This is a genomic window from Sphingomonas sp. Leaf407, from assembly GCF_001425385.1.
In the GTDB taxonomy this organism is placed as follows: domain Bacteria; phylum Pseudomonadota; class Alphaproteobacteria; order Sphingomonadales; family Sphingomonadaceae; genus Sphingomonas.
The window spans coordinates 1-26,329 of record NZ_LMQO01000005.1 but is presented as its reverse complement, the minus strand read 5'-3'; the positions used below and the strand labels follow the sequence as shown (position 1 = coordinate 26,329).

Genomic DNA, 26,329 nt, shown 5'->3' with positions numbered 1-26,329 from the left:
GATGACCCTCGAAACCGAACGCCTCCGCCTTGCCACCGAAGGCATGTACCGCCCGGAATATGAAGGCGACGCCTGCGGTGTCGGCCTCGTCGCCGCGACCGATGGCAAGCCGTCGCGCCGTGTCGTGCAGTCGGCGATCGATGCGCTTCGCGCCGTATGGCATCGTGGCGCGGTCGATGCCGATGGCAAGACCGGCGACGGCGCGGGTATCCATGTCGACCTGCCGCACCGCTTCTTCGACGATGCGATCGCCGGATCGGGGCACAAGCCGATGCACGCCCGCCTCGCGGTCGGCATGGTGTTCATGCCGCGCACCGACCTTGGCGCGCAGGAGACGTGTCGCACGCTCGTCGAATCGGAGATCATCGAGGCGGGCTGGTCGATCTATGGCTGGCGGCAGGTGCCGGTCGACGTGTCGGTCATCGGCATGAAGGCGCAGGCGACCCGGCCCGAGATCGAGCAGATCATGATCGCCGGCCCCGCGCCCGAGGACATGGACGAGGCCGAGTTCGAGAAGCACCTGTATCTCGTCCGCCGCCGGATCGAGAAGCGGATCATCGCCGCGCAGATCACCGGTTTCTACTTCTGTTCGCTGTCGTGCCGCTCGATCATCTACAAGGGGCTGTTCCTCGCTGAATCGCTGTCGGACTTCTATCCCGACCTGAACGACGAACGCTTCGAATCGCGCGTCGCGATCTTTCACCAACGCTATTCGACCAACACCTTCCCGCAATGGTGGCTGGCGCAACCGTTCCGCTGCCTCGCGCACAATGGCGAGGTCAACACGATCCGCGGCAACAAGAACTGGATGCTCAGCCACGAGATCAAGATGGCGAGCATCGCGTTCGGCGAGCGCAGCGAGGACATCAAGCCGGTGATCCCGGCCGGCGCGTCGGACACGGCGGCGCTGGATGCGGTGTTCGAGACGATCTGCCGGTCGGGCCGCGACGCGCCCACCGCCAAGCTGATGCTGGTGCCCGAGGCGTGGCAGGGGGCGGCCGACATGCCGCCGGCGCATACCGCGATGTACGACTATCTCGCGAGCGTCATGGAGCCATGGGACGGTCCCGCCGCGCTCGCGATGACCGACGGCCGCTGGGCGGTCGCCGGGCTGGATCGCAACGCGCTGCGCCCGTTGCGCTATACCATCACCGGCGACGGGCTGCTGATCGTCGGGTCGGAAGCGGGCATGGTGCCGGTGTCCGAATCGACGGTGGTCGAGAAGGGTCGCCTCGGGCCGGGCGAAATGCTCGCGGTCGACCTGACCGAAGGCAAACTCTACAAGGACCGCGCGATCAAGGACAAGATCGCGGGCGAGGCGGACTATGCCGCCATGACCGCCAAGTTCCTGACGATCGGGGATCTTCCCGCCGCCACTGCCGAGCCGTTGCGCTACGACCGTGCCGAGCTGGCGCGGCGGCAGGTGTGTGCCGGGCAGACGCTGGAGGACATGGAGCTGATCCTGTCGCCGATGGTCGAAGGGGCCAAGGAAGCGATCGGATCGATGGGCGACGACACGCCGCTGGCGGTCATTTCCGACAAGCCGCGGCTCATCAGCCATTTCTTCCGCCAGAATTTCTCGCAGGTGACGAACCCGCCGATCGATCCGCTGCGCGAGCGCTACGTCATGTCGCTCAAGACGCGCTTCGGCAACCTCGCCAACATCCTCGACACCGGCGACCGGTCGAGCAAGGTGCTGGTCCTCGACAGCCCGGTGCTGACCAACACCGACTGGCTGCGGCTCAAGAGCCATTTCGGCGCGCAGACGGCGGAGATCGACTGCACCTTCCCGGCAGGCGAGGGGCCGGAGGCGCTGCGTGCCGCCATCGCCCGCGTTCGTGCGCAGGCCGAACAGGCGGTGCGCGAAGGGCGCAGCGAGCTGTTCCTGACCGACGAGCATCTGGATGCCACGAAGGTCCCGATCGCCGGCGTGCTGGCGGCGGCGGCGGTGCATACGCATCTGGTGCGCAAGGGGCTGCGGTCCTACGCCTCGATCAACGTTCGCTCGTCCGAATGCCTCGACACCCATTATTATGCGGTGCTGATCGGCGTCGGCGCGACGACGGTGAACGCCTATCTGGCCGAAGCGGCGATCGCCGATCGCCATGCACGCGGGCTGTTCGGCGAGATCAGCATCGACGAGGCGTTGACGCGCCACCGTACCGCGATCGACGAGGGGCTGCTCAAGATCATGTCGAAGATGGGGATCGCGGTGATCTCCAGCTATCGTGGCGGCTATAATTTCGAGGCGGTCGGTTTGAGCCGCGCGCTGGTCAACGACTTCTTCCCCGGCATGCCCGCCAAGATTTCGGGCGAGGGCTATCACTCGCTCCACGTCAACGCGACGCAGCGGCATGACGCGGCGTTCGACAGCGCGGTGGTGAACCTGCCGATCGGCGGCTTCTATCGCCAGCGCAACGGCGGCGAAGCGCATGCCTATTCGGCGCAGCTCATGCACCTGTTGCAGACGGCGGTCGCGACCGACAGCTATTCGACCTATATGCAGTTCTCGCGCGGGGTGCGCGACCTGCCGCCGGTCTATCTGCGCGACGTGCTCGAGTTCAACTTCCCTGAGCAAGGCGTGGCGATCGATCAGGTCGAGGCAATCACCGAGATCCGCAAGCGGTTCGTGACGCCGGGTATGTCGCTCGGCGCATTGAGCCCCGAAGCGCACGAGACGCTGGCGATCGCGATGAACCGCATCGGCGCCAAGGCGGTGTCGGGCGAGGGCGGCGAGGATTCGATCCGCTATCAGCCGTATGAGAATGGCGACAACGGCAATTCGGTTATCAAGCAGGTCGCGAGCGGAAGGTTCGGCGTCACCGCCGAATATCTCAACGCCTGCGACGAGATCGAGATCAAGGTCGCGCAGGGTGCCAAGCCCGGCGAGGGCGGGCAGTTGCCCGGCTTCAAGGTCACGGAGTTCATCGCCAAGCTGCGCCACGCGACGCCGGGCGTGACGCTCATCTCGCCGCCGCCGCACCACGACATCTATTCGATCGAGGATCTGGCGCAGCTCATCTACGACCTCAAGCAGATCAACCCCAAGGCGCGGGTCTGCGTGAAGCTCGTCAGTTCGGCGGGCATCGGCACCGTCGCGGCGGGCGTGGCGAAGGCGCATGCCGACGTCATCCTCGTGTCGGGCCATGTCGGCGGGACGGGTGCTTCGCCGCAGACGTCGATCAAATACGCCGGTACGCCGTGGGAAATGGGCCTGTCGGAAGTCAACCAGACGCTGACGCTCAACGGCCTGCGCGGGCGGGTGGTGCTGCGCACCGACGGGGGCCTCAAGACCGGGCGCGACATCGTCGCCGCCGCGATCCTGGGCGCGGAAGAGTTCGGCATCGGCACGCTGTCGCTGGTGGCGATGGGCTGCATCATGGTGCGCCAGTGCCATAGCAATACCTGTCCGGTCGGCGTGTGCGTGCAGGATGAGCGGCTGCGCGCCAAGTTCACCGGCACGCCCGAAAAGGTCATCAACCTGATGACCTTCATCGCCGAGGAAGTGCGCGAGATATTGTCGCGGCTCGGCGTGCGGTCGCTGAACGAGGTGGTCGGGCGGACCGAGTTTCTGCGGCAGGTCAGCCGCGGGGCCGAGCATCTCGACGATCTCGACCTCAACCCGATCCTGGCGAAGGTCGATGCCGAGGAAAGCGAGCGGCGCTTCAGCCTGTCGACGTTCCGCAATGCGGTGCCCGACAGCCTCGATGCGCAGATGATAAAGGATGCGGCGGCGGTGTTCTCGCGCGGCGAGAAGATGCAGCTCACCTATTCGGTGCGCAACACCCACCGCGCGGTCGGCACCCGGTTGTCTTCCGAGATCACCCGGACGTTCGGCATGTCGAAGCTGGCCGACGGGCATGTCACGGTGCGGCTGCGTGGGTCGGCGGGGCAGAGCCTCGGCGCGTTCCTGTGCAAGGGGTTGAAGCTGGAGGTGTTCGGCGACGCCAACGACTATGTCGGCAAGGGGTTGTCGGGCGGCACGATCGTGGTGCGGCCGATGGTGTCGTCACCGCTCAGGAGCCACGAGAACACGATCCTCGGCAACACCGTCCTCTATGGTGCGACCAGCGGCAAGCTGTTCGCGGCGGGGCAGGCGGGCGAGCGATTCGCGGTGCGCAATTCGGGCGCGACCGTGGTGGTCGAGGGCTGCGGGGCCAATGGCTGCGAGTACATGACCGGCGGCGTCGCGGTGGTGCTGGGGCGGACCGGTACGAACTTCGGCGCGGGCATGACCGGCGGCATGGCGTTCGTCTATGACCATGACGCGAGCTTCGAGCGGCATCACAACCCGGAAAGCATCACGCTCCACCGGCTGGGATCGGCGCATTGGGAAGCGAGCCTGCGCGACCTGATCGAACAGCACCACAAGGCGACTGACAGCCGCTGGTCGGGCGCGATCCTCGAGGATTGGGAGCGGACCAAGGGCCGCTTCTGGCAGGTGGTGCCCAAGGAAATGCTGACCCGCCTGGCGCACCCGTTGCGCGACGATGCCGGCGAACCCGGTCAGGCGGTCGCGGCGGCCTGAGGCCTGCTCCGGCATCCCTTCCCAACGGAAGGGATGCCGGAGCGGGCGCTAGACGGGATCGACATTGAGCATTTCCGGCCAGTCTTCGTCATTTTCGGCCGAAACAGCCACTCCTTTCGTCACCCCGGACTTGTTCCGGGGTCCACGGCTCGGCGATCGGTGCGCCTTGAGGCTTTACCGACAGCGTTTGCGTCCAGGTGGACCCCGGAACAAGTCCGGGGTGACGATGGGAGCGTGAAGGTCGATCCGGCCTATACCGGGTGGCGGTTCGGTGCGCGGCTGCTGAGGCGGGTGTTGGGCTGCATCGTTTCGGGTTCGCGGCTGATCCGGCCGCGCAGCCACAGGCCGGCCCATGCCGCGATGCCGATCGCGGCGCAGATCAGTTCGTCGGGCGATCCGATCTCGTTCAGGCGGAGATGCGTCGCGATCGCGCCACCGACGAAGCCGGTGATGAGGATCGCGCCGATCACCGCCGTCTGCGGAATGGCGTAGAGCAGCGCGCACAGGAGCGCGATGCCGCCGACCACCGGGGCCATCTCCATCGGCCAGCCGCTGCGGATCATCTCCTGGGCGACCAGCGCGGGCTGGAACAATTGGACCGCCCCATCGACCAGCAGCAGCACCACGACGGTCGCGCTGAGCAACTGGCCGATACGACGGGACACGGAAGCGGCAGGCATGGGGATACTCTCCACAGGGCGGGCGATGGTTGCATACGCATGGCCGGTGCGACCCACTTCGCCGCCCCCCGGAGACATCGACGGCATTGGGCCGCTCGACACACCGCGCTATCCTATCCATTCATCCTATCGGATGTCGAGCGTCGCCGTACCGCCGCCCAGCCAAATGCCGCATAAACGCACAGCGCCGGCCAGCCGCCGTCGGTGGCGTGGAGATAGGTGACGCCGATCGCGATCAGCAGCACCGCCACCACGCCTGCGATCCGTACCGGCAGCCGGGTGACGAGCAGGGCGACGCCGACCAGCGTCGCCAGCAACGCCTGTAGCCCGAGCCAGCCGTAGGACGCGCCGGCCCCGATCGATCCGATGCCGGGCAGCTTGACCGTCGCGAAGCCGCGCATCGCATTGGGGAACACGTCGGCCGCCAGATGCAGCCCGATCCCGATCGCGAGGCCACCCAGCACCGGCCGCCAGTTGCGCACGGTGAAGGCGAGCAGCAATGGCAGCAGCGAATGGGTCAGGCCGCTGCGATGGCCGAGCGGCAGCAGCAGGTCGAGATCGGGCAGCGTCGTGCCCGCCACCCCCGCCAGCACCGCCGCCACTCCTTCCATCCACGGCCGCGTGGCGAAGCGCGCGACCAGCAGCGCCGCGACCAGCCACAGCAGCGATACGAGCAAACCCACCGAACCCCCTTCCACCGAGCAATTGCCCCGCCTAACACGAGAGTATGTGGCAGCTCCTGCAATTCCCGCTTTGTCCCTTCTCACGGAAGGTCCGCCTGCTGCTGGCCGAAAAGAGCATCGGCTATCAGCCGGTGCGCGAATCGCCATGGGCCAGGCGCGACGAGTTCCTTCACCTCAACCCCGCCGGACAGACCCCGGTGATGATCGACGAGGCGCTGGGCATCCGGCTGATCGATTCGATGGCGATCTGCGAGTTCATCGAGGAGACCGGCGACCGCCCGGCGATGCTGAACGGCAGCGCCGCCGACCGTGCCGAGCAGCGGCGGCTGGTGACGTGGTTCGACACGCAATTCTACCGCGAGATCACCGGGCCGTTGCTGATGGAGCGGATGGAAAAGCGCATCGTCCACCGCCAGTCGCCCGACACCAAGGCGTTGCGCGAGGCGATGAAGGCGGCGGTCGAGCATCTCGACTATATCGATTATCTGCTCGACCATCGCCAATGGCTGGGGGGATCGACGATGAGTCTCGCCGATCTGGCGGCGGCGGCGCAGATCTCGATCGCCGATTATCTGGGGGGCATCGACTTCAAGACCCATGACCTCGCCAAGCGGTGGTACATCGGCATGAAGAGCCGCCCGAGCTTCCGGCCGCTGCTGGCCGAGCGGATGGAGGGGGTGCCGCCGCCGGCGGATTACGAGAAGTTAGATGTGTAGGCGCGCCGGGCAAGGTCCAGCGTAGCTGGACCGAACCGAATTAGGCGCGCCCGGCCGGCGGCGCGAAAAGCGCCGTCCGACGACACGGGCTTTGCCCGTGGCGGGGCTTGCGGTCCCGGTCAGGCACCGCACTGTCAGCGTGTATCGATCCCGGCCTTCGCCGGAAGGACGGCGGTGGGTGGAGCAACCCGCTGGACCGGGAGTCGGTCCGGTAATTCCCCCCAAAGTTGACAAAGTTTACACTTGCGGTGCGTTTCATGCCGGTGCGGACGAGTAAGAATGGGTTCACGCGGAGGCGCGGAGGCGCGGAGGGGGTGTGGACGCCGTTGGCGCATGTTTCCCCATCCCATGGTTGACGGGGCTGCTGGCCCAGCCGGTTTTCGCCGGCGGATCGGCCAAAGTTGACAAAGTTTACACTAACGGCGGGTGTGTTCGCTATAAGGGCGCGGCCATCACGGACTGACCCACCCCCGCCCCCTTGTCGGGGAGGGGAGGGCCGTGGTGCTGATTCAATTGTCGAAGAGCGGTGCTGACTTTGACAGGCGACCGCCCTGTAGGACAGCGGTCTGCCACTCGGATTAGAACGAGTAGGACGTCATGATGAGTAGTCCGCTTTGCGACTGGCGACGGAAGCGGACCTGTGTTTCGCCTATCGGGGGCGCGCCATTCTCGACGAAACCTTCGCCCAGTATCTGGGTGTCGACGTCGTAAAGTACACCTATGCCGATGTTGAAGCTGGCTGACTTTTCTTCGCGGCGGCGGAAACCGAGCATCACCCCGGCACCGATCGCATCGATGATGTTGTCGCTGCCGGGTTGGACTGCCATGAAAGGACCGATACCGAACGTCTTTCGACGGCTGGTACAATCCTCATATTGGTCGGGATACCCAGTGTAACCGGCGCAGTTCGCGCCGGTATAGTTGCTGAATAGAGCGGATTTCGGCGTGAAGAAATAATGTGACTCGAGAATGAGCCGCGCGCGGATATTTTCGGTATGCGTCACGCGGACGATGCCGTTCACGATCTCGGCTTCCTTGACCCGGTCGTTGTTGCCCAGATCATAGGAAAAGGCGAATCCGATCCCGAAGTCGATCCCGCCGAACCGCTGCCGCCCGGTTTCGTTACCGGCAAGGCCCTGCTGGGACGTAGGTGAGACTTTCGTTTCCACCTTGTCAGGCGTCGCAGTGACGGTGGTCGTCACGCCGTTCGCCGCTGCGGCATAGGCTTCGGCGGGAGGTGTCGCCGCCGCAGGCGCGGCAATGGCCGGTCTGCCCGGGTTGGCGGCCAACGCGGCAGCCGGCGTCGGTACCGGAGCCAAGATAGGCCTATCCTGCTGCTGTAGCTTTACCAATGCTTCTCGAGCCTTAGCCGCCTCCGCCTCTGCTACCATGCGTCGATGCTCGGCGGCCTCGAGAATGCGAGCCGTTGCCAGCACTTGCTGGGCGCGTGCGAGATTCGCTTCTGCTTCGGCGACAGATGGCAGGGCAGGCGTATCCTGCGCCTGTACCGCCGTTGGCAATATCAGTAAGAATGCTGCGGATGCCGGCAGGTACATGGTCGATGCTTCCCGTTCTCGTGATCGAACTCGGGAAAACGCCCACGCAATGGTGCTACATATCCAGCGCAGACTCAACGACGTTTCTTATCCGAAACGGATTTAATGTCGAATATATCGCATAGGTAAAGTCTACCGCCCCAGCGCCTTCTGCCGACGGCGCTGGACCGACGATCCCAGCCCCAGCGACTCGCGATATTTCGCGACCGTCCGCCTAGCGATGTCGAAGCCTTTGGCCTGCAACAGTTCGACCAGCGTGTCGTCGGAGAGGATCTTCTTCGCATCCTCCTGCGCGATCAGGGTGCGGATCGCGTCCTTGACCGCCAGCGCCGAGACCGCCTCGCCGCCGTCGGCCGACTGGATCGCCGAGGTGAAGAAATATTTCAGCTCGAACAGACCGCGCGGGCAGGAGAGATATTTGTTCGAGGTCACGCGGCTGACGGTCGATTCGTGCATCTCGATCGCCTCCGCCACCTTCGCCAGCGTCAGCGGGCGCAGGTGCGCGACGCCGTGGCGGAAGAACGCCTCCTGCTGTTTCACGATCTCGGTCGCGACCTTCAGGATCGTGCGCTGGCGCTGATCGAGCGCTTTCACCAGCCAGTTGGCGCTGGCGAGGCAGTCGGACAGCCATGCCTTCGACGCCTTGGTCCCGCCGGTCGACAGTTCGGCGTAATAGCCGCGGTTGACGAGGACGCGCGGCAGCGTGGCACCGTTGATCTCGACCGCCCAGCCGGCCGCGCGCGGGGCGACGAACAGGTCGGGGACGACCGATTGCGTGCGCTCGCCCCCGAAGCGGCAGCCGGGTTTGGGATCATAGCCGCGCAGTTCGCGGATCATGTCCGCCAGGTCCTCGTCGTCGACGTCGCAGATGCGGCGTAGCTGTGGCAGCGCGCCGCGTGCGACGAGATCGAGGTTGTCGATCAGCCGCGCCATGCAGGGGTCGTAGCGATCGGCCTCCTTCGCCTGAATCGTCAGGCATTCGGCAAGGCTGCGCGCGCCGACGCCGCTGGGATCGAAGGTCTGGACGATGCCGAGCACCGCTTCGACACGGGCGAGCGGCACGCCGAGGCGGGTCGCGATGTCGAGCAGCGAAGCGGAGAGATAGCCGCACTCGTCGATCTGGTCGATGATCGCGCTGGCGATGAACAGGTCGCTGCCGGCGACGCTGGTCCCGGCCTGTTGCAGCAGATAGTCGATCAGCGAGAGGTCGTCGCCGGCCAGCGCGTCGAGATCGGGCGCGTCGTCGAACCCGCCGCTGCCGGTCGCGGCCAGCCCAAGGCCGCCGTCGAGGCTGCCGACGCCGTCGGACGGGCCGTCGTGGTGGAAGGTGTCGCCCGGATCGACGTCGAGCGATTCGCTGCCGCTCCCGCCCATCAGCAGTTCGTCCGATCCGGCCGGTTCGCCGGAGGGGGCGATCTCGACCGGTTCGGCCGGGCCGCCGTCGTCGTCGCCACCGCCGGAATCGAGCAGCGGGTTCTTCTCGATCTCCTCGGCGATGAATCCCTCGACCTCGAGATTCGATAGCGCGAGCAGGCGGATCGCCTGCTGCAACTGCGGCGTCATCACCAGCGATTGCGACTGGCGCAGGTCGAGGCGCGGGGCGAGGCTCACTTACAATTCAAAGCCTTCGCCGAGGTAGAGGCGGCGGACGTTGGCGTCGGCGACCAGTTCGGCGGGCGATCCGGCGAAGAGCACGCGCCCGTCATAGATGATGTAGGCGCGGTCGACGATTTCCAGCGTCTCGCGGACATTGTGGTCGGTGATGAGCACGCCGATACCGCGCGACTTGAGCTGGATGACGAGGTCGCGGATGTCGGCGATCGAGATCGGGTCGATCCCGGCGAAGGGTTCGTCGAGCAGGATGATCGTCGGATTGGCGGCCAGCGCGCGGGCGATTTCGGCGCGGCGGCGCTCGCCGCCCGACAGCGCCATCGCGGCGGCGGTGCGCAGGCGGGTGAGGCCGAATTCCTCGAGCAACTGTTCGAGCCGGGCGGCGCGGCGCGCCTTGTCTGGCTCGGCCAGTTCGAGCACGGCGAGGATGTTCTTTTCGACCGACAATCCGCGAAAGATCGACGTTTCCTGCGGCAGATAGCCCAGCCCGAGGATCGCGCGGCGATACATCGGCAGCGCGGTGATGTCCTCACCGTCGAGCAGGATGCGGCCGGCGTCGGGCTTCACCAGCCCCATGGCGGAATAGAAGCTGGTCGTCTTGCCAGCACCATTGGGGCCGAGCAGGCCGACGACTTCGCCGCGCCCGACCGACATCGACACGTCGGACAGCACGACCCGCTTGTCATAGGATTTGGCGATCGACACGACCGACAGGCCATGGTCGCTCGGCGGTTCGGCGATCGGCGGCGTGTTGGCCGCCGGGCTGAGGAGGGTCGTGTCGGTCATCGGCGGCGTCCTGATCGCATGTCGGTGGTTAGCAGGTGCTTACCACCGGTGATTTGGCAGGATTGTTGCATCACGGGCACGCGAAAGGAAAGATCGCACCGCCGCGACGTGCCCGGAAACCGCGATCAGTTGCGCTTGGGCACCGAGAATCGGCCGGTGACGCGCCCGCCGCCCTGGGTAACGGTGCCGCCCGGCGTCGCGGGACTGCCCACGCCCGATCCGTCGATCGTCGCGCGGCCGGTGTCGAGGTTGATCGACAGTCGTCCGCCGGTCAGCGTATTGGCCCCCTGCGTCAGCCGCACGCCGCCGATCATCGTCACGACGCGCGCGCCCACGTCATAGACGGCGAAGCGAGACCGGGCGGTCTGATCGGGGCGGGTGACGACGACATTGCCGGTCGCGTCCATCCGCGATGCCTGCGGCGAGGCGCCGGCCGTCACCTGACCGGTATAGGCGACGGTGACGCGGTCGGCGGTCATCGTCATCGTCGACTGGCGGATGGTGACGCCGCCGGTCAGCACCGCGCGATTCGCCTTGTCCTGCAATTCGATGGCGTTGGCCGAGAAATCGATCGGCGCGTTCGAGTCGTGGCGCGTCTGCGCGAGCACGGGGCCGGCCAGCGCCAGCAGCGCGGCGGTGACGACGAAGCTCGGAAGCGCGGTGCGAATCATCGCGGCTATTTCGTGCGTGCCGGGTCGATACGCAAGCGCGCATTGCCGGTGAGGCGCACGGTGCGCGACTCGAGATCGGCGTCGAGCCGGTCGCCGCTGAAGACGCCCATCGACGTCGTGCCGGTGACGGCGCTGCCGCTCTGCAATTTCCGGGTCTTGAGATCGACCGTCGCGTTGGTCGTATCGAGCGAATAGCCATCGGCGGCGCGGAAGCGGATCGGCCCCAGCACGTCGACCTGTTCGGAGGCCATGTCATAGCGGCCGCGCGGCGCGGTGAGGCGCGCCGGCCCGTCGGGCAGGCGGATCGCGGCGGCCAGTTCCTGCAACTGCACGACCGGTTCGGCCGAGCTTTTCTGCACCGCCGAGCGGGCGTCGATGACGAACGGCTGCCCCTTGGCGTCCTGTCCGCGATATTCGGCGGCGCGCAGCCGCATGCGTTCCTGCGCGATGTCGACCTTGTTCTTGTCGAGCACGAAGCTGGTATCGCCGCGCATGAACAGCGGGGCCATGACGAGGAATGCGGCGAGCACCCCGATCGCGATCGGGAGCGCCACCAACAGGAAGGCGATGCGCCGGTCGTGGGCGCTGCCCGGCGCGGCGCGGCGTTGCCGCCGGCTCCGCTCCAGGCGGGCGACCTCAGACATGGGCGAAGATGTCCGTCTCCGGCCAGCCCGCCAGATCGAGCCGCGCGCGGTGCGGCAGGAAGTCGAAACACGCCTGCGCGAGATCGGTGCGCCCTTCGCGCGCCAGCCGCTTGGCCAGTTCCTCGCGCAGCGCGTGGAGGAAGCGCACGTCGGAGGCGGCATAGTCGCGCTGCGCGTCCGACAGCACCGGGCCGCCCCAGTCGGACGACTGCTGCTGCTTGGAAATATCCTGGCCGAGCAGTTCGCGCACCAGTTCCTTCAACCCGTGGCGGTCGGTGTAGGTGCGGACGAGTCGCGACGCGATCTTGGTGCAGAACACCGGGCCGGCGGTGACGCCCAGATAATGCTCGATCGCCGCCAGATCGAACCGGCCGAAATGATAGAGCTTCACCCGCGCCGGATCGGCGAGCACCGCCTTCAGGTTCGGCGCGGCATAATCGCTGCCCGGGTTGAAGCGGACGAGATGCTGGTCCTGCCCGCCGTCGGATAGCTGGACGACGCAGAGCCGGTCGCGCGGGGTGATGAGGCCCATCGTCTCGGTATCGACGGCGATGTCGGTGCCGGGCGCGAACACGCCTTCGGGCAGGTCTTCTTCATGGAAATGGACGGTCATCGCCTGCGCCTAGCGGCTTCGCGGGTGCGGCTCAATGGCGCGATCGTCGATTCGTACCGGGCAGGTGCAAGCGATCGCACGGGAATTGCGCCCGGTGCGCCGTAGTTCTGTGCCGCTTTCGCCACAACTCGTCGTGGATCGGGGGTGCGAAACGATTGCGTCCGCGAAATTCGTTTGGGCGCACCGACTTTTCGGTTATGGCAGGGAAGTGGCACCCGGTCTGGTGGTGCCCGAACACCTGCGTTTTTCGCTCGGCGCTTGGGTTTAGGATGAATTTGGGCGAACCGGGAAGACGAACAGGGCAATGAGTTTCGATCGAGGACGGCGCGGCGAGCGCGGTGGGCGCGGCAGGGACAAGCGCGACGGTTTTGGTGACGAAGGCGGCAGCAGCAGCGGCAGCAGCTTCGGTGGCGGCGGCTTCGGCGGCGGCGATCGTGGTGGCTTCGGCGGCGGCGGGTTCGGCGGCGGCGGTGGCTTCGGCGGCGGCAGCAGCGGCGGGTTCGGCGGCGGCGGCAGCAGCTACGGTGATCGTGGCGGCGGTGGCGGCTTCGGCGGCGGCGGCGGTGGTTTCCGCGGCGGCGGCGGTGGCGGCTTCGGTGGTGGCGGCGGCGGCGGTGGCCGCGGCATGCCCCCGCAGGTCGTCGGCGAGGCGACGGGCGTGGTCAAGTTCTTCAACGCGCAGAAGGGTTTCGGCTTCGTCGTGCGTGATGACGGCGGCGAAGACGTGTTCGTCCACATCTCGGCGGTCGAGCAGGCGGGCCTCAGCGCGCTGGCCGAAGGTCAGCCGATGGGCTTCACGCTCGTCGATCGTGGCGGCCGCATCTCGGCGACCGACCTGAAGATCGATGGCGAGCCGATGGCTGCCACCGGTGGTGGTGGCGCGCCGCGCGAACCGCGTGAACCCCGCGCCGGCGGCAGTGCCGGTGGCATGGGTGGTCCGCAGCGTCAGCTCACCGGCGAGCGCGCGACCGGGACGGTCAAGTTCTTTAATGCGATGAAGGGCTTCGGCTTCATTCAGCGCGACGACGGACAGCCCGATGCGTTCGTGCACATCTCGGCGGTCGAGCGCGCGGGTCTCCCGACGCTCAACGAAGGCGACAAGCTCGAATTCGAGCTCGAAGTCGATCGTCGCGGCAAGCACGCAGCGGTGAACCTCAACAAGCTTTGAGGTTCTCGCGATCGCGAAGACAAGGGGCCGGTCACTCGAAAGGGTGGCCGGCCTTTTTCTTGTTCGTGAGACGGGAGGCAATGTCCGATGGATCAGGCGACCCCGAACCTGCCGTCGCGCGATTTCGCGGCGACCGCCGGCTTCTACGCGGCGCTGGGCTTCGCCGAGGAATGGCGCGATGGCGGCTGGATGATCCTGCGCCGGGGCGACCTGCTGCTGGAATTTTTCCCGTACCCCGACCTCGATCCGGCGACGAACAACTTCGGCAGTTGCCTGCGGCTCGACGATCTCGACGGGGTGTACCGCGTGGCACGGGCGGTAGGCATCCCGGAGGCAACCACCGGCTTTCCCCGGCTGCACCCGCCGACGATGCAGCACGGTTTGCGCATCGGCGCGCTGCTCGATCCCGACGGGTCGTTGCTGCGGCTGATCCAGAACCCCTGATCGGTCGTCGGATAAGGGCGATCGGCCGCTATTCGCGGGAAAAGGCCGCGCGGTGGGCGACCAGTCCGGCGCAGGCACCGGCGGCGCAATAATCGAGGAAGTCGAGGAGCGCGTCGCGGTCGATCCCGCCAACTGCGTATTCGCGGGACAGGCTTGTCGCAAGCATCAGCGCGCCGACGACAGCCCCGGTCAGCACGCCGAACCCCAGCGCGTCCCGCCGGCGCCGCCGCCCGGCGCGCTCGGCGAGGTGCCACAGCGGCATGCCTGTGGCGAGGCAGAGCGGGATCGCGACGAACGATCCGACGACGATGCACAGGGTGAAGAACCCGAACGGCGGCAGGGTGAAGCCAAGGCCGCTCTGCCAGTTGGCGAGCGCGGGGCGCAGTTGCCACAGGAATACGTCGACCATGACACCGACGACGGCGGCGAGCGACAGCGCGCATGCGCGGTGGCCGGGCGTGAGGCCGGAATGGTCGATCATGGCGTCTGGCTTTCGATGGCGGGCAAGGAAAGGCGTGAGCCGGTAGCGCGACGGGTCCATGCTGTGTCCGTCACCGGTCGACGCCGGATGCGACGAAGTGTGCGACCAGGCCGCCAGCCGCACCCGCAATGCAGAATCCTGCGACTTCCCACAGTCCGGCGTAGCCGGCGCGGACAAGCTGTTGTGGGCCGGCCAGCAGCACGAAGCCGAAGCTGATGATCGCGCCGGCAAGCGTGCCCAATTGTATGGCCTTGTGCCGGCTGCGCCATCCGGCGCGCTCGGCGAAGTACCAGAGCGGCATGCCGATGACGAGGCAGACCGGCACCGCGATTAAGGACCCGAACGCGATGTAGAACGCCCAAAAGGCCGGAGGCAGCGCATCCGCTATCCCGTTCTGGCCCGTGCTGACGATCACGGCGCGCGCATAGTCGAACGCAAGGTTGACGATGACGCCGACCATGGCGGCAAGCGAAAGTGCGGTGAGCCTGCGCTCACGCGACAAGAATCGATCGGGTTGTTCGGTCATCAGGCGGCTCCGGTTCGAGCGATTCGTCAAGGCAACGGTTGCGCCACGAAACATCAGTCGGGTGGATAGGCGGCGCGGTGGGCGATGAACCCGGCGCAGCGGCCGGCAAGGCAATAGCCGAGAAAATCGAGTGGCTCGTCATACCATGCGCCATCGTTCACGCCGAAGACGGCCATCGCCAGCCCGATGATCGCGCCGACGATCAGCCCCAAGCGCAGCGCGTCGCGGCGACTCTGCCGGCCCGATCCCACCGCCAGATGCCATAATGGCAGGCCGATCATCAGGCAGAAGGGGATGGCGATGAGCGACCCGACGACGATGGTCAGCGGCAGGAAGTCGAACATCCTCCACCAGCTAAATGCAAGTCGACCTCCGGTGGCGAGAATCCCGCGCACCAGCCACAGCGCGATGACGATCACGACTCCGGCAACGGTGGCGACGATCAGCGAGCCGATACGCAAGCAGACGGAGGGCACAGCGACGCTGTTCACGCGATCCCTCCCGCCGGCAGCTTGTCGGCGCCCACCCGCCGCACCCCTGTGCGTGGCGGCAGGTGCGCCGGTTCGTTGAGGTCGCGCACCAGCCCCACGCGGCGCAGCGCCAGCAGCAGCCACCAGCCCGGATCATGCTGGCCGGGTTCGATCCCGAGCCGGGCCGATTCGGGAAAGGCATGATGGTTGCCGTGCCACGCCTCGCCGAAGGTGATGAGCGCGGCGGCGGGCAGGTCGTGGCCCTGCACCGCGACGCCGTCGACTGCCCAGTCCTGCGGACCGTGGCGGTGGGTGATGTGGCCGACCAGCCAGTGGCCGGTGACGCTCACCGCGACTCGCACCGGCACACCCCACACGACCCACGGCCAGCCGCCGATCGCGAGGAACACCAGCGCCCATGGCAGTTGCTGCGCCATCCAGCTCGCCTCCAGCCAGCGCAGGAAGCGGTCTTCGCGCAGATACGCTTCGGGGACGAAGCGCGGGGGGTGGGCGAGGTCGAGCCGGCAGTGCATCTGCCACCACGCATCGCGTAAAGGGTGCGCGCGGTGGGCGTGGAGCGGATGGCAGTCGCTCTGCCGCTGCGCCCAGTCGCGCGTGTCGTGGAGCCGCACCATGCCGAGCGGCCCGGCCATGCCCACGAGGGTGCCGAGATAGACCAGCAGCCGTTCGAGCCAGCGAGGTGCCACGAAGCTGCGGTGGATCAGTAGCCGGTGCAGCCCGACCGAATGGCCCGCGCACAAGGTCACGCCGCTGGTGACGAGGAACAGCGCCACGCTGCCCCAGGTCGTGTGGAACGGCGCGGCGGCGAGCGTCGCCAGCGTCATGCCCCCGATCCACAGCGAGCGGACCGGTGCCCAGCGCACCCGGCCGTCGGTTGCCGAGGTGTCGGGGTCCGCCTTCATCCGTGCTGTTGACATCGCCATAAGGCGTCCTTTCGGTAATTAAGTATATACCTAAATAGCGAAGCATGTTTGTCAAGCGCGGTGCGAACCCCTAGATCATGCGCCATGCAACGTGTGTTCGAAGCCCTGGCGTCGGTGCCGCGCCGCAAGATCCTCGCCTATCTCGCCCATGCCGAGATGAGCGCGGGCGAGATCGCCGCGCGGTTCGCCATGTCGAAGCCGTCGATCTCGCAGCATCTGTCGGTGCTAGAGGCGGCGGGGCTGGTGCGCAGCGAGAAGCGCGGGCAGTTCGTGTTCTATGCGCTGGTGCCCGACAATCTCACCAACACGCTGAACGGGTTCGTGCAGGAAGTCTGCCCGGTCGGCCGCCCGCTCAAGCGCGAGAGCGCGGCAGCGCGCGCGGCGCGGGAACCCGACACCCCCTGAGGCGCGTTGCAGCACTTCGGCCACAGGGGAATTACGCGATGGGCATGCTGCAGGACGGACGCTGGACCAACGAAACGCCGGTCGCGCCGACCGACGACAAGGGCCGGTTCCAGCGCGCCGACAGCGGCTTTCGCGACCGGCTGAGCGCGGACGGGTCTGGCCAATATGCGGCGGAGGCGGATCGCTATCACCTCTATGTCAGCCTCGCTTGTCCATGGGCGCATCGCACATTGGTGGTGCGTGCGCTCAAAGGACTGGAGGAATTGCTGCCGGTGACGGTGGTCGGGCCGATCATGGGCGAGTGCGGCTGGAGCTTCGCCGGGCGGTTCGGCGGGAGCGGTGATCCGGTGGAGGGGGTGGAACACCTTCACCAGCTTTATGCGATTGCCGATCCGGGAATGACCGGAAAGGTCACGGTGCCGGTGTTGTGGGACAAGCGCGAGCGGCGGATCGTCAACAACGAATCGGCCGAGATCATCCGCATGCTGAACACCGCGTTCGACGATCTGGGGGCGGTGCCGGGCGACTATTATCCGCCCGAGCTGCGCGACGAGATCGATGCGGTGAACGACCGGGTCTATCACAGCGTCAACAACGGTGTGTACCGCGCGGGCTTCGCCCAATCGCAGGAAGCCTATGACGAGGCGGTCCATGGCCTGTTCGACTCGCTCGACTGGCTGGAGGCGCGGCTGACCGGCGACTGGCTGGTCGGCGGGCGGCTGACCGAGGCCGACATCCGCCTGTTCACTACGCTGGTGCGGTTCGATCCCGTGTATCACGGCCATTTCAAGTGCAACATCCGCCGGTTGATCGACTATCCTCGGCTGCGCGCGCTGACGGAGCGGATCGCGGCGTTGCCCGGCGTCGCCGCGACGATCGACCTCGACCAGATCAAGCAGCATTATTATCGTAGCCATCCCGGCATCAATCCCAGCGGCATCGTGCCGGCCGGGCCGGCGGTGCCGTTCTGAACGGTTCAGCAAGCGGCAAGCGAGGAGCGACCAAGCCATGGCGATGACGAGTTTCCTGCGCTGGCTGGCGCCCGCCGCCCTCCTGATCGCGACGGGATCGAGCGCGCAGACCCCGCCGCCGGCCGCCACCGCGCCGGTCGCGGTCGAGGGGATCGCCGCGCGGATCGTCGCGCGCTATCCGCATGATCGCACCGCGTTCACCCAGGGGCTGGTTTGGCACGACGGGCAGTTGTTCGAGAGTACCGGCCAGCCCGGCGTCTCCGACGTGCGGCGGGTGCGGCTGGCTGATGGCAAGGTGCTGGCGCGCGCGAAGCTGCCGGGGCGGCAGTTCGGCGAGGGGCTGGCGCTACAGGGCGATACGCTGGTCAGCCTGACGTGGCAGGACGGGATCGCGCATCGCTGGGACGTGAAGACGCTCAAGTCGCGTGGCAAGGCGCGCTATTCGGGCGAGGGCTGGGGGCTGGCGAGCGACGGCCGATCGCTGATCCTGTCCGACGGGACGCCCGAGCTGCGCTTCATGGACCCCACGACCTTTGCCGAGCAGCGCCGCGTGACGGTGACGGCGAACGGGCGGCCGGTGCATAATCTCAACGAGCTGGAGATGATCGACGGCAAGCTGTGGGGCAATATCTGGCACCGCGACTATATCGTGCGGATCGATCCCGCGACCGGGGTGGTCGATGCGCTGGTCGATCTGGCGCCGCTCCGCGCCGAACTGGGGCCGCTCGATCCCGAAGCGGTGCTGAACGGCATCGCATGGGATGCCGGGGCCAAGCGGTTGTTCGTGACGGGCAAATGGTGGCCGACGCTGTTCGAGATCGCGCTGGAGCCGGTGGCGGCCGGTTGACCGCGATCGTCACCCTGGAACGCGTCCCGGGTGACGGGGTGTTTGGTCAACTCACCAGTTTGAGCAACGTCGCGATCTGGTCCGCTTCGGCGGCCGGTTTGTCGCGGCGGATGCGGCTGATGCGGGGGAAGCGCATCGCGACTCCCGATTTGTGGCGTTTGGAGGCGTGGATCGAATCGAACGCCACCTCGAACACCAGCGACTTCTCCACCTCGCGGACGGGGCCGAAGCGGGCGGTGGTGTGCTGGCGCACGAAGCGGTCGAGGTCCTTCAGCTCGGCATCGGTGAAGCCGGAGTATGCCTTGCCGACCGGCAGCAGCTCGCCGCCATCGGCGGGATCGGCGGTCCAGCAGCCGAAAGTATAGTCGCTGTAGAACGACGACCGCTTGCCGCTGCCGCGCTGCGCGTACATCAGCACGCAATCGGCGACCAGCGGATCGCGCTTCCATTTATACCACAGCCCGACGCGCCGCCCGGAGAAATAGGGCGAGGTGCGGCGCTTGAGCATGACCCCCTCGATCGCCGCATCGCGCGCGCCGGCGCGCAGGGTGGTGAGCGCGGCGAAATCCGTGGCGTCGATCAGGCGGGAGAGATCGAAGGTGACGGGATCGAGCCGGGGAACGAACGCTTCGAGCCGCGCTCGCCGCTGTTCCCACGGTAGCTCGCGCAGGTCCTCACCGCCGTTGAACAATATGTCATAGAGGCGGACGAAGGCGGGATAGTCGGCGAGCATCGCCTTCGACACGATCTTGCGCCCCAGCCGCTGTTGCAGCGCGTTGAAGCTGGCCGCCCCGCTGTCCTCGGCATGGAGCGCCGCGCCCTGTCCGTCACCGCGCACCAGCAACTCGCCATCGAGGACGCCCGGCGTGCGGAAGGCGGCGGCGACTTCGGGAAAGGCGGCGGTGATGTCGTCGCCCGCGCGGCTGTAGAGCCGCGTCTCGCCGCCGACATGGACCAGTTGCACGCGAATGCCGTCCCATTTCCATTCGGCGGCATAGTCGGCGAGGTCGACGACCAGATCGTCGAGCGGATGCGCCAGCATGAACGGGCGGAACACCGGCAGGTCGGCGGCATGCGGCTGTTCCGCGCGCCCCTCGGCCCAGTCGAACAGTTCGGCATAGGGCGGGGCGATGCCGTGCCACACCTCCTCGACCGCATCGACGTCGAGGGCGAACGCCTGCGCCAGCGCGGTCTTGGCAAGGCGGGCGGACACGCCGACGCGCAGGCCGCCGGTGGCGAGTTTCAGCAGCGCATAGCGTTCGTCCGAATCGAGCCGGTCGAGCATCTCGGCCAGTGCCGCCGGGGCCTGCGCACGGGGCAGGGTGGCGAGACGGGTGACGACGCTGTCGAGGCTGAGCGAGTCGCCGGGCGTCGCGGTGCCTGCGGGCGAATCGGGCCACAGCAGCGCGACTGTCTCGGCGGTGTCGCCGACGAAATCGCGGCTGAGCGCGAACAGGACCGGATCGACCCGCTCGACGATCAGCGCGCGGATCGCAGAGGATTTGACGGCGGGCAGATCGAGGTCGCCGGTCAATGCGGCGATCGCCCAGCCCCGGTCGGGATCGGGCGTCGCGCGCAGATAGGTGCCGATCAGCGCCAGCTTGGCGTTGCGCGACCGGGTATAGACCAGTCGGTCGAGAAGGTCGGCGAAGGCGCGCATGGGCGGCGCGAGCTGCGGGGCGGAGGACCATGCCACCCGCCCCGCCGGTCGATCAGCCCTTGCGCGCGGCTTCGAACAGGAACCAGGCGCGTTCCTCGGCCTGGTCGATCCAGTCGTCGGCAAGGCTGCTGGTGGCGGTGTCGCCGGCGTCCTCGGCGGCTTCGCGCGCTTCGCGGAAGCGCTCGACCAGCTTGAGATTGTCGTCGCGCAGTTCGGCGAGCATGTCGTCGGGCTTCACGAAATCCTTGTCATTGTCCTTGATCGCGCTGCGCCGCGCGATGTCGCCGATCGAGCGCAACGTGGTGTTGCCGGTCTTGCGCACCCGCTCGGCGATCACGTCGGTGACGGCGAGAATCTGCGACGCCTGATCGTCGAGCATCAGATGATAGTCGCGGAAATGCGGGCCGGAGACGTGCCAGTGGAAGTTCTTGGTCTTGAGATACAGCGTGAAACAGTCCGACAGCGCGGCGTTGAGGCCGTCAGCGACCGTCACGGTCTTGTTGTTCGGCAGGTCGGTCGGCGTGTCGAGCGCGGGATTGGTCACGGGACATTCTCCATGATGGGGTCGCGGGAGCAACGATCGCGGTGGCGAATCTTTCCCGTGGAGGCGTGGCGGAAATTCCGGATGCGGTGATCGACGCGCTGGATCAGACCGGATCAGAGCAGCCGTAGCGCGGAAAGGCCGATCACCGCGCCGGTTATCAGCAACAGCCCGCCCGCGCCGATGCCGATCGCGCGGTGCGGCAGCCGCTGCCAGTCGCGCTCGCCGAGGATCGCCGCCGCGACGATCGGGATCGTGGCGGCAAGCGTGCCGCCGATCGCCGCCAGCCACGGCTGGGGCGTCCGCGCAGTGAGCGCAAAGACGAGGAACTGGCTGCGATCGCCCAGCGTCAGGATGAACAGTCCGAAGAGCGACGTGAGGCTGCCGGGAAGCTTCCACCCTTCCAGCCGATCGAACCGCCCGCCGCGCCACATCGCCGCAGCTCCTGCCGACAGCAGCGCTAGCGCGAGCAACAGCGCGCGGGCGTTGGGGGCGAGCATCGGCGCGACCAGCACGCCGCCGACGACGGCCAGCGCGAACCCGCCGGCCAGCGCCAGCACCGCGCCGGGCCACACCGCGCGCGCGCCGAACCGGTCGGCGAGCACCGCCGCCAGCGCCGCCGGCTTGTCGGTCCAGCCGGCCAGCAATACCGCGACGAACGCGGGAACGAGCGGGTCCAACCCCGAATCAGTCGGCCATGCGGACGGCACAGGCGGCGGCGAAGCTCTGCGCGGTCGCCGGATCGCTCAGGCCGCAGCGCACCGCCTCGCGCGCCAGCGCGGTCCATTCGGCGATCGAGCGCCGCTCGCCCCGCGCCAGTGCGGCGTCGACCACCGCCAGCACCGACAGCGCGGGCAGGTTGTCGCGTGCATGGGCGATCGCCCGAATCGCGTCCAGTTCGCCATGGCCACCGCGCGCGAACGCATGTTCCGCGTCGATATGGGCGCTTTCGATTCGCATCACCGTCTCTCCCGAAGCTGTTGTTTTACAACCTAAGGATGATTGGTTACGGGGGCGTGAAGGTGCTTGGTCTTGACTTCGCCGGTCGCTTGGACCATGCGCTCCGGTCATGCAGCGGTCCGCGCATGGCGGGCCGCTTTTCGTTGTCAATTTTGGGGCGTCAGGCCCAAGGGGTTTTTGGGTCATGGCAAAGCCGACCACCGTCAAGATCAAGCTCGTCAGCTCGGCCGACACCGGCTTCTTCTATGTCACCAAGAAGAACCCGCGCAACCAGACCGAGAAGCTGACCTTCCGCAAGTACGACCCGGTCGTGCGCAAGCATGTCGACTTCAAGGAAGCGAAGATCAAGTAAGCGCCTGCGCCCCCGGCGACGGGGGTGCCGCTTTGGCCAAGGCCCGCCGGTCGCCATGGGTGCGACCGGCGGGCCTTGTCGTTTTGAGGCCGACCGGGCGAACCGGATCGAACCTCGTGTCCGATCCATCGCGTCGAGCCGTCGCCCTGGCGAAGGCTGGGGCCTCAAGCGGCTCCTGTCGTCCCCCCGCCACCGGGAGATTCCAGCCTTCGCTGGGATGACGCTTGTTTGAAGGTGGATGGATCGATCCCCAGGGCCAATCGACACTCAGCATTTCCGACCGATCTTCGTCATTTCCGGCCGAAACAGCCACTCCTTTCGTCACCCCAAACTTGTTCCGGGGTCCACGGCTCGGCAATCGGTACGCCTTGAGCCTCGATCAACCGCATTTGCGGCCAGGTGGACCCCGGAACGAGTCCGGGGTGACGACGCGCGAATGAATGTCGATCGATCCCTAGCGCTCCACATCGCGCCCCGGATCGCGCGGGGCATTGAACGAATCGACCGCCGCGTCGTGCCCCGATCCGTTGCTGAGGAACACCAGCCCCATCAGCGCGGCGCCGAGCAGCACCGACAGCCCTACGCCGGCGACCGTCGCGAGCGCGATCACCCAGTTCATCGCGCCGATCCACCACCAGATGCCGCCCAGCGCGGCGAGCGCCGCGATCAGCGACAGCAGCGCCATCCATCCCAGCATCCGCCGGAACCGCCCCCATGCGAAGGCGGCATAGGCGGGATCGTCCAGATCCTGTTCCATGGCTTTCCAATGCGCGCGAACCGTGAAAGTCTCAACACGGGAACCCGCTCGCGCACCGGAACGCGACGAAGCGGGGCACAGGAGAGGGAATACGCCGATGACGATCGCACGAATCATCCACGACCGCGCCGTGGTGGCGGTCGACGCCGACATGGCCGTGACCGAGGTCATCGCCCTGCTGGCAAGGCACCGGATCGGCGCGGTGCCGGTGTTGCGGGACGGGCAGGTCGCCGGCATCTTTTCGGAACGCGACGTGATCCGGTCGCTGGCGGAAGGGGGTGCGGGGGCGCTCGACACGGTGGTCGGACAGCGGATGACGACACCGGTCGTCACCGTGACCCGCGACCAGTCGGTGCTCGGCGCGCTGGCGCTGATGACCGACCGCCGCATCCGCCACCTGCCGGTGGTGGAGGGGGACGCGCTGGTCGGCTTCGTCTCGATCGGCGACCTCGTCAAACACCGCATCGACGGGATCGAGGCCGAGGCGTCGGCGATGCGCGACTATATCCAGCAGGGATAGGGGATGGGGCCAGCGCCAGCCTGACCCGGCCACGCCGTTGACGCCGCCTTAATTGTCGGCCGATAGGACCCGGCCATGGCCTCGCTCGGCGAACATCTCAACTGGCACTGGAAACAGTGGCGACACCGTCGGCTGGCGCGCGGCATCCTGACGACGCCGCCGGCGATCGTGCGCGACGACGGGGTCGTGATCTTCTCGATGATCGGCGGCGCGGTGCTGCTGCCCTATCTCGTCGCGGTCAAATCGCTGCTCCATCATCTGGGGCGCGGGCGGGTGGTGATCCTCGACGACGGGACGCTGACGCCGGAGGACAAGGCGGTGCTGGCGGCGCATCTGGGCAACCCCCGGATCGTCGCGATCGACGATGTCGCGACCGATCCCTGCCCGCGCCGCGACGTGTGGGAACGGTTGCTGACGATCCTCGACCTGCGCGCGCGCGACTATGTGATCCAGCTCGATTCGGACACGGTGACGCTGGGGCCGGTGGCGGAGGTCGCGGCGGCGATCGATGCCGGGCGCAGCTTCACCCTGCTCGGCGAAGGCGATGCGCGGTTGATGCCGGTGGCGGCATTCGTCGCGACGAGGCGGCCGGTCGATCCGCGCTCGCCCGCGACCCATGTCCAGGATGCGTCGGAAGCGGTGCTCGGCCGGATCGACGTGCCGGGGCGCGAATCGCTGCGCTACGTCCGTGGCTGCGCCGGTTTCGCCGGGTTCGCGCGGAGTGACGACGGGCGCGGCCTTGCCGAGTCGCTGTCGCTGGAAATGGATCGGATCATCGGCGTGTCGCAGTGGCGGCGCTGGGGCAGCGAGCAGGTCGCGGCCAATTTCGTCGTCGCCAACGATCCCGATCCGGTGCTGCTGCCCTATGCGCGCTATTTCAATTTCTGGAACGAGCGCGTGCCGCGCGGCGCGGCGTTCGCGCATTTCATCGGCACCTACCGCTTCCACGGCACCGCCTATCTCCGCGCGACCCGCGACGCGATCCGCCAGTTGCACGACGGGTGCTGATGTCTGATCCAGCGATGCTGGATCAGCGCGGTGCCGGCCCGCTCCCCCTCCCGACCACCCACAGCGTATCCTGAATGGGTGGACGGGAGGGGGAGCGGGCCGGCACCGCATCTGCTGCGCGAGCGGATCAACCCCGCCGCCGGATCATCGCGATCGCATCGGCCAGCGCCGGCCGGGCGAACAGCAGCAGCATCCCGGCATAGACCCCACCGCCGACGACGACCGACAGTGCCAGCGTCCCGACCGGCGACTGCGGCGCGACGATCGCCTGCGCCAGCACCACCGCGCCGGCCATCGCCAGCCCGGCGGCGAACGCCGGCCGCACCGCGCCGAGGAACGTCCCCAGCGACAGCCCGATCACCGGCAGCGCTCGGGACAGCACGATCCCTAGCAGCAGCGGATGCGCGACGATCCATGCCGCCGCCAACCCGGCGATCCCGAAGCGCACGCCGACCAGAAACGCGACCGGCAACAGCACCGCGCCGATCGCCGTCGTCCGCGCGGTGATTCCCGGCCGGCCCATCGCATCGACCGCCGGCGGGAACAGCGTCTGGAGCGCCATGAACGGCATCGCGATGCCGAGCAGTACGACGAGCGGCGCGGCCTCGTGCCACTGGTCGCCCAGCGCCAGCGTGACGACCGGCTGCGCGCTCACCGCCAGTCCGAGGAAGAACGGCACCGCGACCAGCATCACCAGCCGCACCGACCGCACGAACCCGCTCGCCACCGCCGTTCGGTCATGCTGCATCCGCGCATAGGCGGAGAAGGCGACCTCGTTGAGCGGCGGCACGACCTTGTTGGTGAAGATCTGCGTCAGGAACAGCGCGGTGGTATAGACACCGACGCCGTGTGCATCGAACCAGCGCCCGGCGATCAGCACATCGGCCTGCGACTGGACGAAGCCCAGCATGCTCGCGCCGGCAACGATGCCGCCATAGCGCGCCAGATGCCCCGCGCCGCGAAAGTCGAAGCTCGGCCACATCCACGCCCGCGCCGCGATCGTCAGCCCGACGGCACGCGTCGCGAACAACACGGCGGGCGCCAGCACCAATGTCCACACGCCCAGCCCGCCAAGCGCCCCGCCGATTGCGGCCAATGCGCCGGCAACCGAGGACAACAGGTTGACCCGTGCCTGAAGGTGGAACTCCATCCGCCGCGCGAGCAACGCATAGGCCAGCGAACTGAACGGCGTGGCAAGATAGAGCAAGGTCTGCACGCGCAGCAGCCGCGCCACCATCGGTTCGTGGTAATAGGCGGCGATCCACGGCGCGGCGGCGAACTGGAGCAGCGCTAGCGCGAGGTTCAGCAGCAGCAGCATCCCGAACACCTGCCGCTGTTCGCGCCGCGAAACCTCGCCATGCTGGATCAGCGCGTTCGCCAGGCCATGGCCGTTCAGCATGTTGAGCAGCAGCAGCACGACCCCGGTCATCGCCGCCAGTCCGTAATCGGCCGGGGTCAGCATGCGGATGACGACGAAGGTCGATCCCCATGCGATCAACTGCCCGACGATCTGGCTTCCCGAGCGCCACAGCACCGCGTTGCGCACCTGATCGGCCCAGGCGGTGCGGGATTCGGCCGGGGGTATGGTTGATTCGGGCGTAGGTGTCATCGCCGCACCCTAGCGCAAGCGCGGTTGCCGGGGCGTAAACCCCTATGATTCCGCAAAACTGCAACGGAGTGGCCATAAAAGTGAAAAGAGTTGTTGACGGTTTGGCGGGGTGCCCGTAGAGGGCTGTTCACCGGACGGGGCGACGCACTATCTGCGTGCCGTGCCCGCTATAGCCCAG

Annotated in this window: 28 protein-coding genes; 10 read left to right on the top strand and 18 right to left on the bottom strand. The window is 67.4% G+C overall.

The genetic code is table 11. The features are described from left to right. Nucleotide 1 precedes the first annotated feature (1 nt). Nucleotides 2-4,528: a glutamate synthase large subunit gene (gene gltB, locus ASG37_RS14235; protein WP_055761696.1), complete on the top strand. Its 4,527-nt coding sequence runs from the start codon at nucleotides 2-4 to the stop codon at nucleotides 4,526-4,528. Between the two features lie 251 nt (nucleotides 4,529-4,779). Here the strand turns inward: gltB and ASG37_RS14230 are convergent, their stop codons facing one another. Together ASG37_RS14230 and ASG37_RS14225 are read right to left on the bottom strand one after the other, a co-directional pair. Beyond that, nucleotides 4,780-5,208 carry a DoxX family protein gene (locus ASG37_RS14230; protein WP_082448509.1) on the bottom strand — a complete coding sequence of 143 codons (429 nt, stop codon included), beginning with the start codon at nucleotides 5,206-5,208 and terminating at the stop codon, nucleotides 4,780-4,782. Nucleotides 5,209-5,321: 113 nt separating this feature from the next. Next, a complete protein-coding gene (locus ASG37_RS14225) occupies nucleotides 5,322-5,891 on the bottom strand; it encodes a hypothetical protein (protein WP_156349221.1) in 570 nt (189 codons plus the stop codon). 44 nt (nucleotides 5,892-5,935) lie between these two features. On the opposite strand from ASG37_RS14225, the gene ASG37_RS14220 reads away from it, so the two are divergent. After that, entirely contained in the window at nucleotides 5,936-6,607 is a 672-nt protein-coding gene (locus ASG37_RS14220) for a glutathione S-transferase family protein (protein WP_055761691.1), read from the top strand. A 578-nt stretch (nucleotides 6,608-7,185) separates the two neighbouring features. Here the strand turns inward: ASG37_RS14220 and ASG37_RS14215 are convergent. From ASG37_RS14215 to ASG37_RS14190, 6 genes are all read right to left on the bottom strand, one after another. Next, a complete protein-coding gene (locus ASG37_RS14215) occupies nucleotides 7,186-8,163 on the bottom strand; it encodes a hypothetical protein (RefSeq protein WP_156349220.1) in 978 nt (325 codons plus the stop codon). 132 nt (nucleotides 8,164-8,295) lie between these two features. Then, nucleotides 8,296-9,774: an RNA polymerase factor sigma-54 gene (gene rpoN / locus ASG37_RS14210; protein WP_055761685.1), complete on the bottom strand. Its 1,479-nt coding sequence runs from the start codon at nucleotides 9,772-9,774 to the stop codon at nucleotides 8,296-8,298. After that, entirely contained in the window at nucleotides 9,775-10,560 is a 786-nt protein-coding gene (lptB, locus tag ASG37_RS14205; RefSeq protein ID WP_055761683.1) for an LPS export ABC transporter ATP-binding protein, read from the bottom strand. It abuts the gene before it with no gap. 125 nt (nucleotides 10,561-10,685) lie between these two features. Continuing rightward, nucleotides 10,686-11,231, bottom strand: coding sequence for an LptA/OstA family protein (locus ASG37_RS14200; protein ID WP_055761681.1), 546 nt, complete (start codon nucleotides 11,229-11,231; stop codon nucleotides 10,686-10,688). Between the two features lie 5 nt (nucleotides 11,232-11,236). Then, the gene (gene lptC / locus ASG37_RS14195; protein ID WP_055761678.1) at nucleotides 11,237-11,875 is read right to left on the bottom strand and encodes an LPS export ABC transporter periplasmic protein LptC; all 639 of its coding nucleotides are present in this window, start codon (nucleotides 11,873-11,875) and stop codon (nucleotides 11,237-11,239) included. Next, nucleotides 11,868-12,488 (bottom strand): ribonuclease D, encoded by a 621-nt coding sequence (locus ASG37_RS14190; RefSeq protein ID WP_055761673.1) that lies wholly within the window; start codon nucleotides 12,486-12,488, stop codon nucleotides 11,868-11,870. The genes lptC and ASG37_RS14190 overlap by 8 nt, the downstream gene beginning before the upstream one ends. Nucleotides 12,489-12,792: 304 nt before the next feature. On the opposite strand from ASG37_RS14190, the gene ASG37_RS18200 reads away from it, so the two are divergent. Both ASG37_RS18200 and ASG37_RS14180 read left to right on the top strand, forming a co-directional pair. Next, nucleotides 12,793-13,656 carry a cold-shock protein gene (locus ASG37_RS18200; RefSeq protein WP_055761670.1) on the top strand — a complete coding sequence of 288 codons (864 nt, stop codon included), beginning with the start codon at nucleotides 12,793-12,795 and terminating at the stop codon, nucleotides 13,654-13,656. A gap of 87 nt (nucleotides 13,657-13,743) precedes the next feature. After that, the gene (locus tag ASG37_RS14180; protein WP_055761667.1) at nucleotides 13,744-14,100 is read left to right on the top strand and encodes a bleomycin resistance protein; all 357 of its coding nucleotides are present in this window, start codon (nucleotides 13,744-13,746) and stop codon (nucleotides 14,098-14,100) included. 28 nt (nucleotides 14,101-14,128) lie between these two features. Here the strand turns inward: ASG37_RS14180 and ASG37_RS14175 are convergent, their stop codons facing one another. The 4 genes from ASG37_RS14175 to ASG37_RS14160 form a co-directional block, all read right to left on the bottom strand. Continuing rightward, nucleotides 14,129-14,581 (bottom strand): hypothetical protein, encoded by a 453-nt coding sequence (locus tag ASG37_RS14175; protein ID WP_055761664.1) that lies wholly within the window; start codon nucleotides 14,579-14,581, stop codon nucleotides 14,129-14,131. Between the two features lie 70 nt (nucleotides 14,582-14,651). Next, nucleotides 14,652-15,107 carry a hypothetical protein gene (locus tag ASG37_RS14170; RefSeq protein ID WP_156349219.1) on the bottom strand — a complete coding sequence of 152 codons (456 nt, stop codon included), beginning with the start codon at nucleotides 15,105-15,107 and terminating at the stop codon, nucleotides 14,652-14,654. Nucleotides 15,108-15,160: 53 nt separating this feature from the next. After that, nucleotides 15,161-15,568 carry a hypothetical protein gene (locus ASG37_RS14165; RefSeq protein ID WP_055761658.1) on the bottom strand — a complete coding sequence of 136 codons (408 nt, stop codon included), beginning with the start codon at nucleotides 15,566-15,568 and terminating at the stop codon, nucleotides 15,161-15,163. A 26-nt stretch (nucleotides 15,569-15,594) separates the two neighbouring features. Next, on the bottom strand, nucleotides 15,595-16,521 hold the full coding sequence (locus ASG37_RS14160) for an acyl-CoA desaturase (RefSeq protein ID WP_055761656.1): 927 nt from the start codon (nucleotides 16,519-16,521) through the stop codon (nucleotides 15,595-15,597). 84 nt (nucleotides 16,522-16,605) lie between these two features. Between ASG37_RS14160 and ASG37_RS14155 the strand changes: the two genes are divergently transcribed. Genes ASG37_RS14155 through ASG37_RS14145 form a run of 3 tightly spaced genes read left to right on the top strand, consistent with a single transcriptional unit; the run spans nucleotide 16,606 to nucleotide 18,744 of the window. Then, on the top strand, nucleotides 16,606-16,926 hold the full coding sequence (locus ASG37_RS14155) for a metalloregulator ArsR/SmtB family transcription factor (protein WP_055761653.1): 321 nt from the start codon (nucleotides 16,606-16,608) through the stop codon (nucleotides 16,924-16,926). A 38-nt stretch (nucleotides 16,927-16,964) separates the two neighbouring features. Next, nucleotides 16,965-17,897: a glutathione S-transferase family protein gene (locus ASG37_RS14150; protein WP_055761649.1), complete on the top strand. Its 933-nt coding sequence runs from the start codon at nucleotides 16,965-16,967 to the stop codon at nucleotides 17,895-17,897. 37 nt (nucleotides 17,898-17,934) lie between these two features. Then, entirely contained in the window at nucleotides 17,935-18,744 is an 810-nt protein-coding gene (locus ASG37_RS14145; protein ID WP_156349218.1) for a glutaminyl-peptide cyclotransferase, read from the top strand. A gap of 46 nt (nucleotides 18,745-18,790) precedes the next feature. Here the strand turns inward: ASG37_RS14145 and ASG37_RS14140 are convergent, their stop codons facing one another. The 4 genes from ASG37_RS14140 to ASG37_RS14125 all read right to left on the bottom strand — a co-directional run bounded on the left by ASG37_RS14140 (nucleotide 18,791) and on the right by ASG37_RS14125 (nucleotide 21,905). Further along, nucleotides 18,791-20,404 carry a cisplatin damage response ATP-dependent DNA ligase gene (locus ASG37_RS14140; RefSeq protein ID WP_055761646.1) on the bottom strand — a complete coding sequence of 538 codons (1,614 nt, stop codon included), beginning with the start codon at nucleotides 20,402-20,404 and terminating at the stop codon, nucleotides 18,791-18,793. Nucleotides 20,405-20,456: 52 nt separating this feature from the next. Further along, complete coding sequence (locus ASG37_RS14135; RefSeq protein WP_055761643.1) at nucleotides 20,457-20,948, bottom strand: Dps family protein; 492 nt, start codon at nucleotides 20,946-20,948, stop codon at nucleotides 20,457-20,459. A gap of 113 nt (nucleotides 20,949-21,061) precedes the next feature. Then, entirely contained in the window at nucleotides 21,062-21,625 is a 564-nt protein-coding gene (locus tag ASG37_RS14130; protein WP_055761640.1) for a TMEM165/GDT1 family protein, read from the bottom strand. 7 nt (nucleotides 21,626-21,632) lie between these two features. Beyond that, the gene (locus ASG37_RS14125) at nucleotides 21,633-21,905 is read right to left on the bottom strand and encodes a hypothetical protein (protein ID WP_055761638.1); all 273 of its coding nucleotides are present in this window, start codon (nucleotides 21,903-21,905) and stop codon (nucleotides 21,633-21,635) included. Nucleotides 21,906-22,089: 184 nt separating this feature from the next. On the opposite strand from ASG37_RS14125, the gene rpmG reads away from it, so the two are divergent. Next, nucleotides 22,090-22,257, top strand: coding sequence for a 50S ribosomal protein L33 (gene rpmG, locus ASG37_RS14120; protein ID WP_055761635.1), 168 nt, complete (start codon nucleotides 22,090-22,092; stop codon nucleotides 22,255-22,257). A gap of 454 nt (nucleotides 22,258-22,711) precedes the next feature. Here the strand turns inward: rpmG and ASG37_RS14115 are convergent, their stop codons facing one another. Continuing rightward, nucleotides 22,712-23,014 (bottom strand): hypothetical protein, encoded by a 303-nt coding sequence (locus ASG37_RS14115; RefSeq protein ID WP_055761632.1) that lies wholly within the window; start codon nucleotides 23,012-23,014, stop codon nucleotides 22,712-22,714. Between the two features lie 97 nt (nucleotides 23,015-23,111). On the opposite strand from ASG37_RS14115, the gene ASG37_RS14110 reads away from it, so the two are divergent. Together ASG37_RS14110 and ASG37_RS14105 are read left to right on the top strand one after the other, a co-directional pair. Then, nucleotides 23,112-23,534: a CBS domain-containing protein gene (locus tag ASG37_RS14110; RefSeq protein ID WP_055761627.1), complete on the top strand. Its 423-nt coding sequence runs from the start codon at nucleotides 23,112-23,114 to the stop codon at nucleotides 23,532-23,534. 75 nt (nucleotides 23,535-23,609) lie between these two features. Then, nucleotides 23,610-24,542, top strand: a complete 933-nt coding sequence (locus tag ASG37_RS14105; RefSeq protein WP_055761624.1) for a hypothetical protein — start codon at nucleotides 23,610-23,612, stop codon at nucleotides 24,540-24,542. Nucleotides 24,543-24,669: 127 nt separating this feature from the next. Here the strand turns inward: ASG37_RS14105 and ASG37_RS14100 are convergent, their stop codons facing one another. Beyond that, on the bottom strand, nucleotides 24,670-26,151 hold the full coding sequence (locus ASG37_RS14100; RefSeq protein ID WP_055761620.1) for a lipopolysaccharide biosynthesis protein: 1,482 nt from the start codon (nucleotides 26,149-26,151) through the stop codon (nucleotides 24,670-24,672). Nucleotides 26,152-26,329 lie beyond the last annotated feature (178 nt).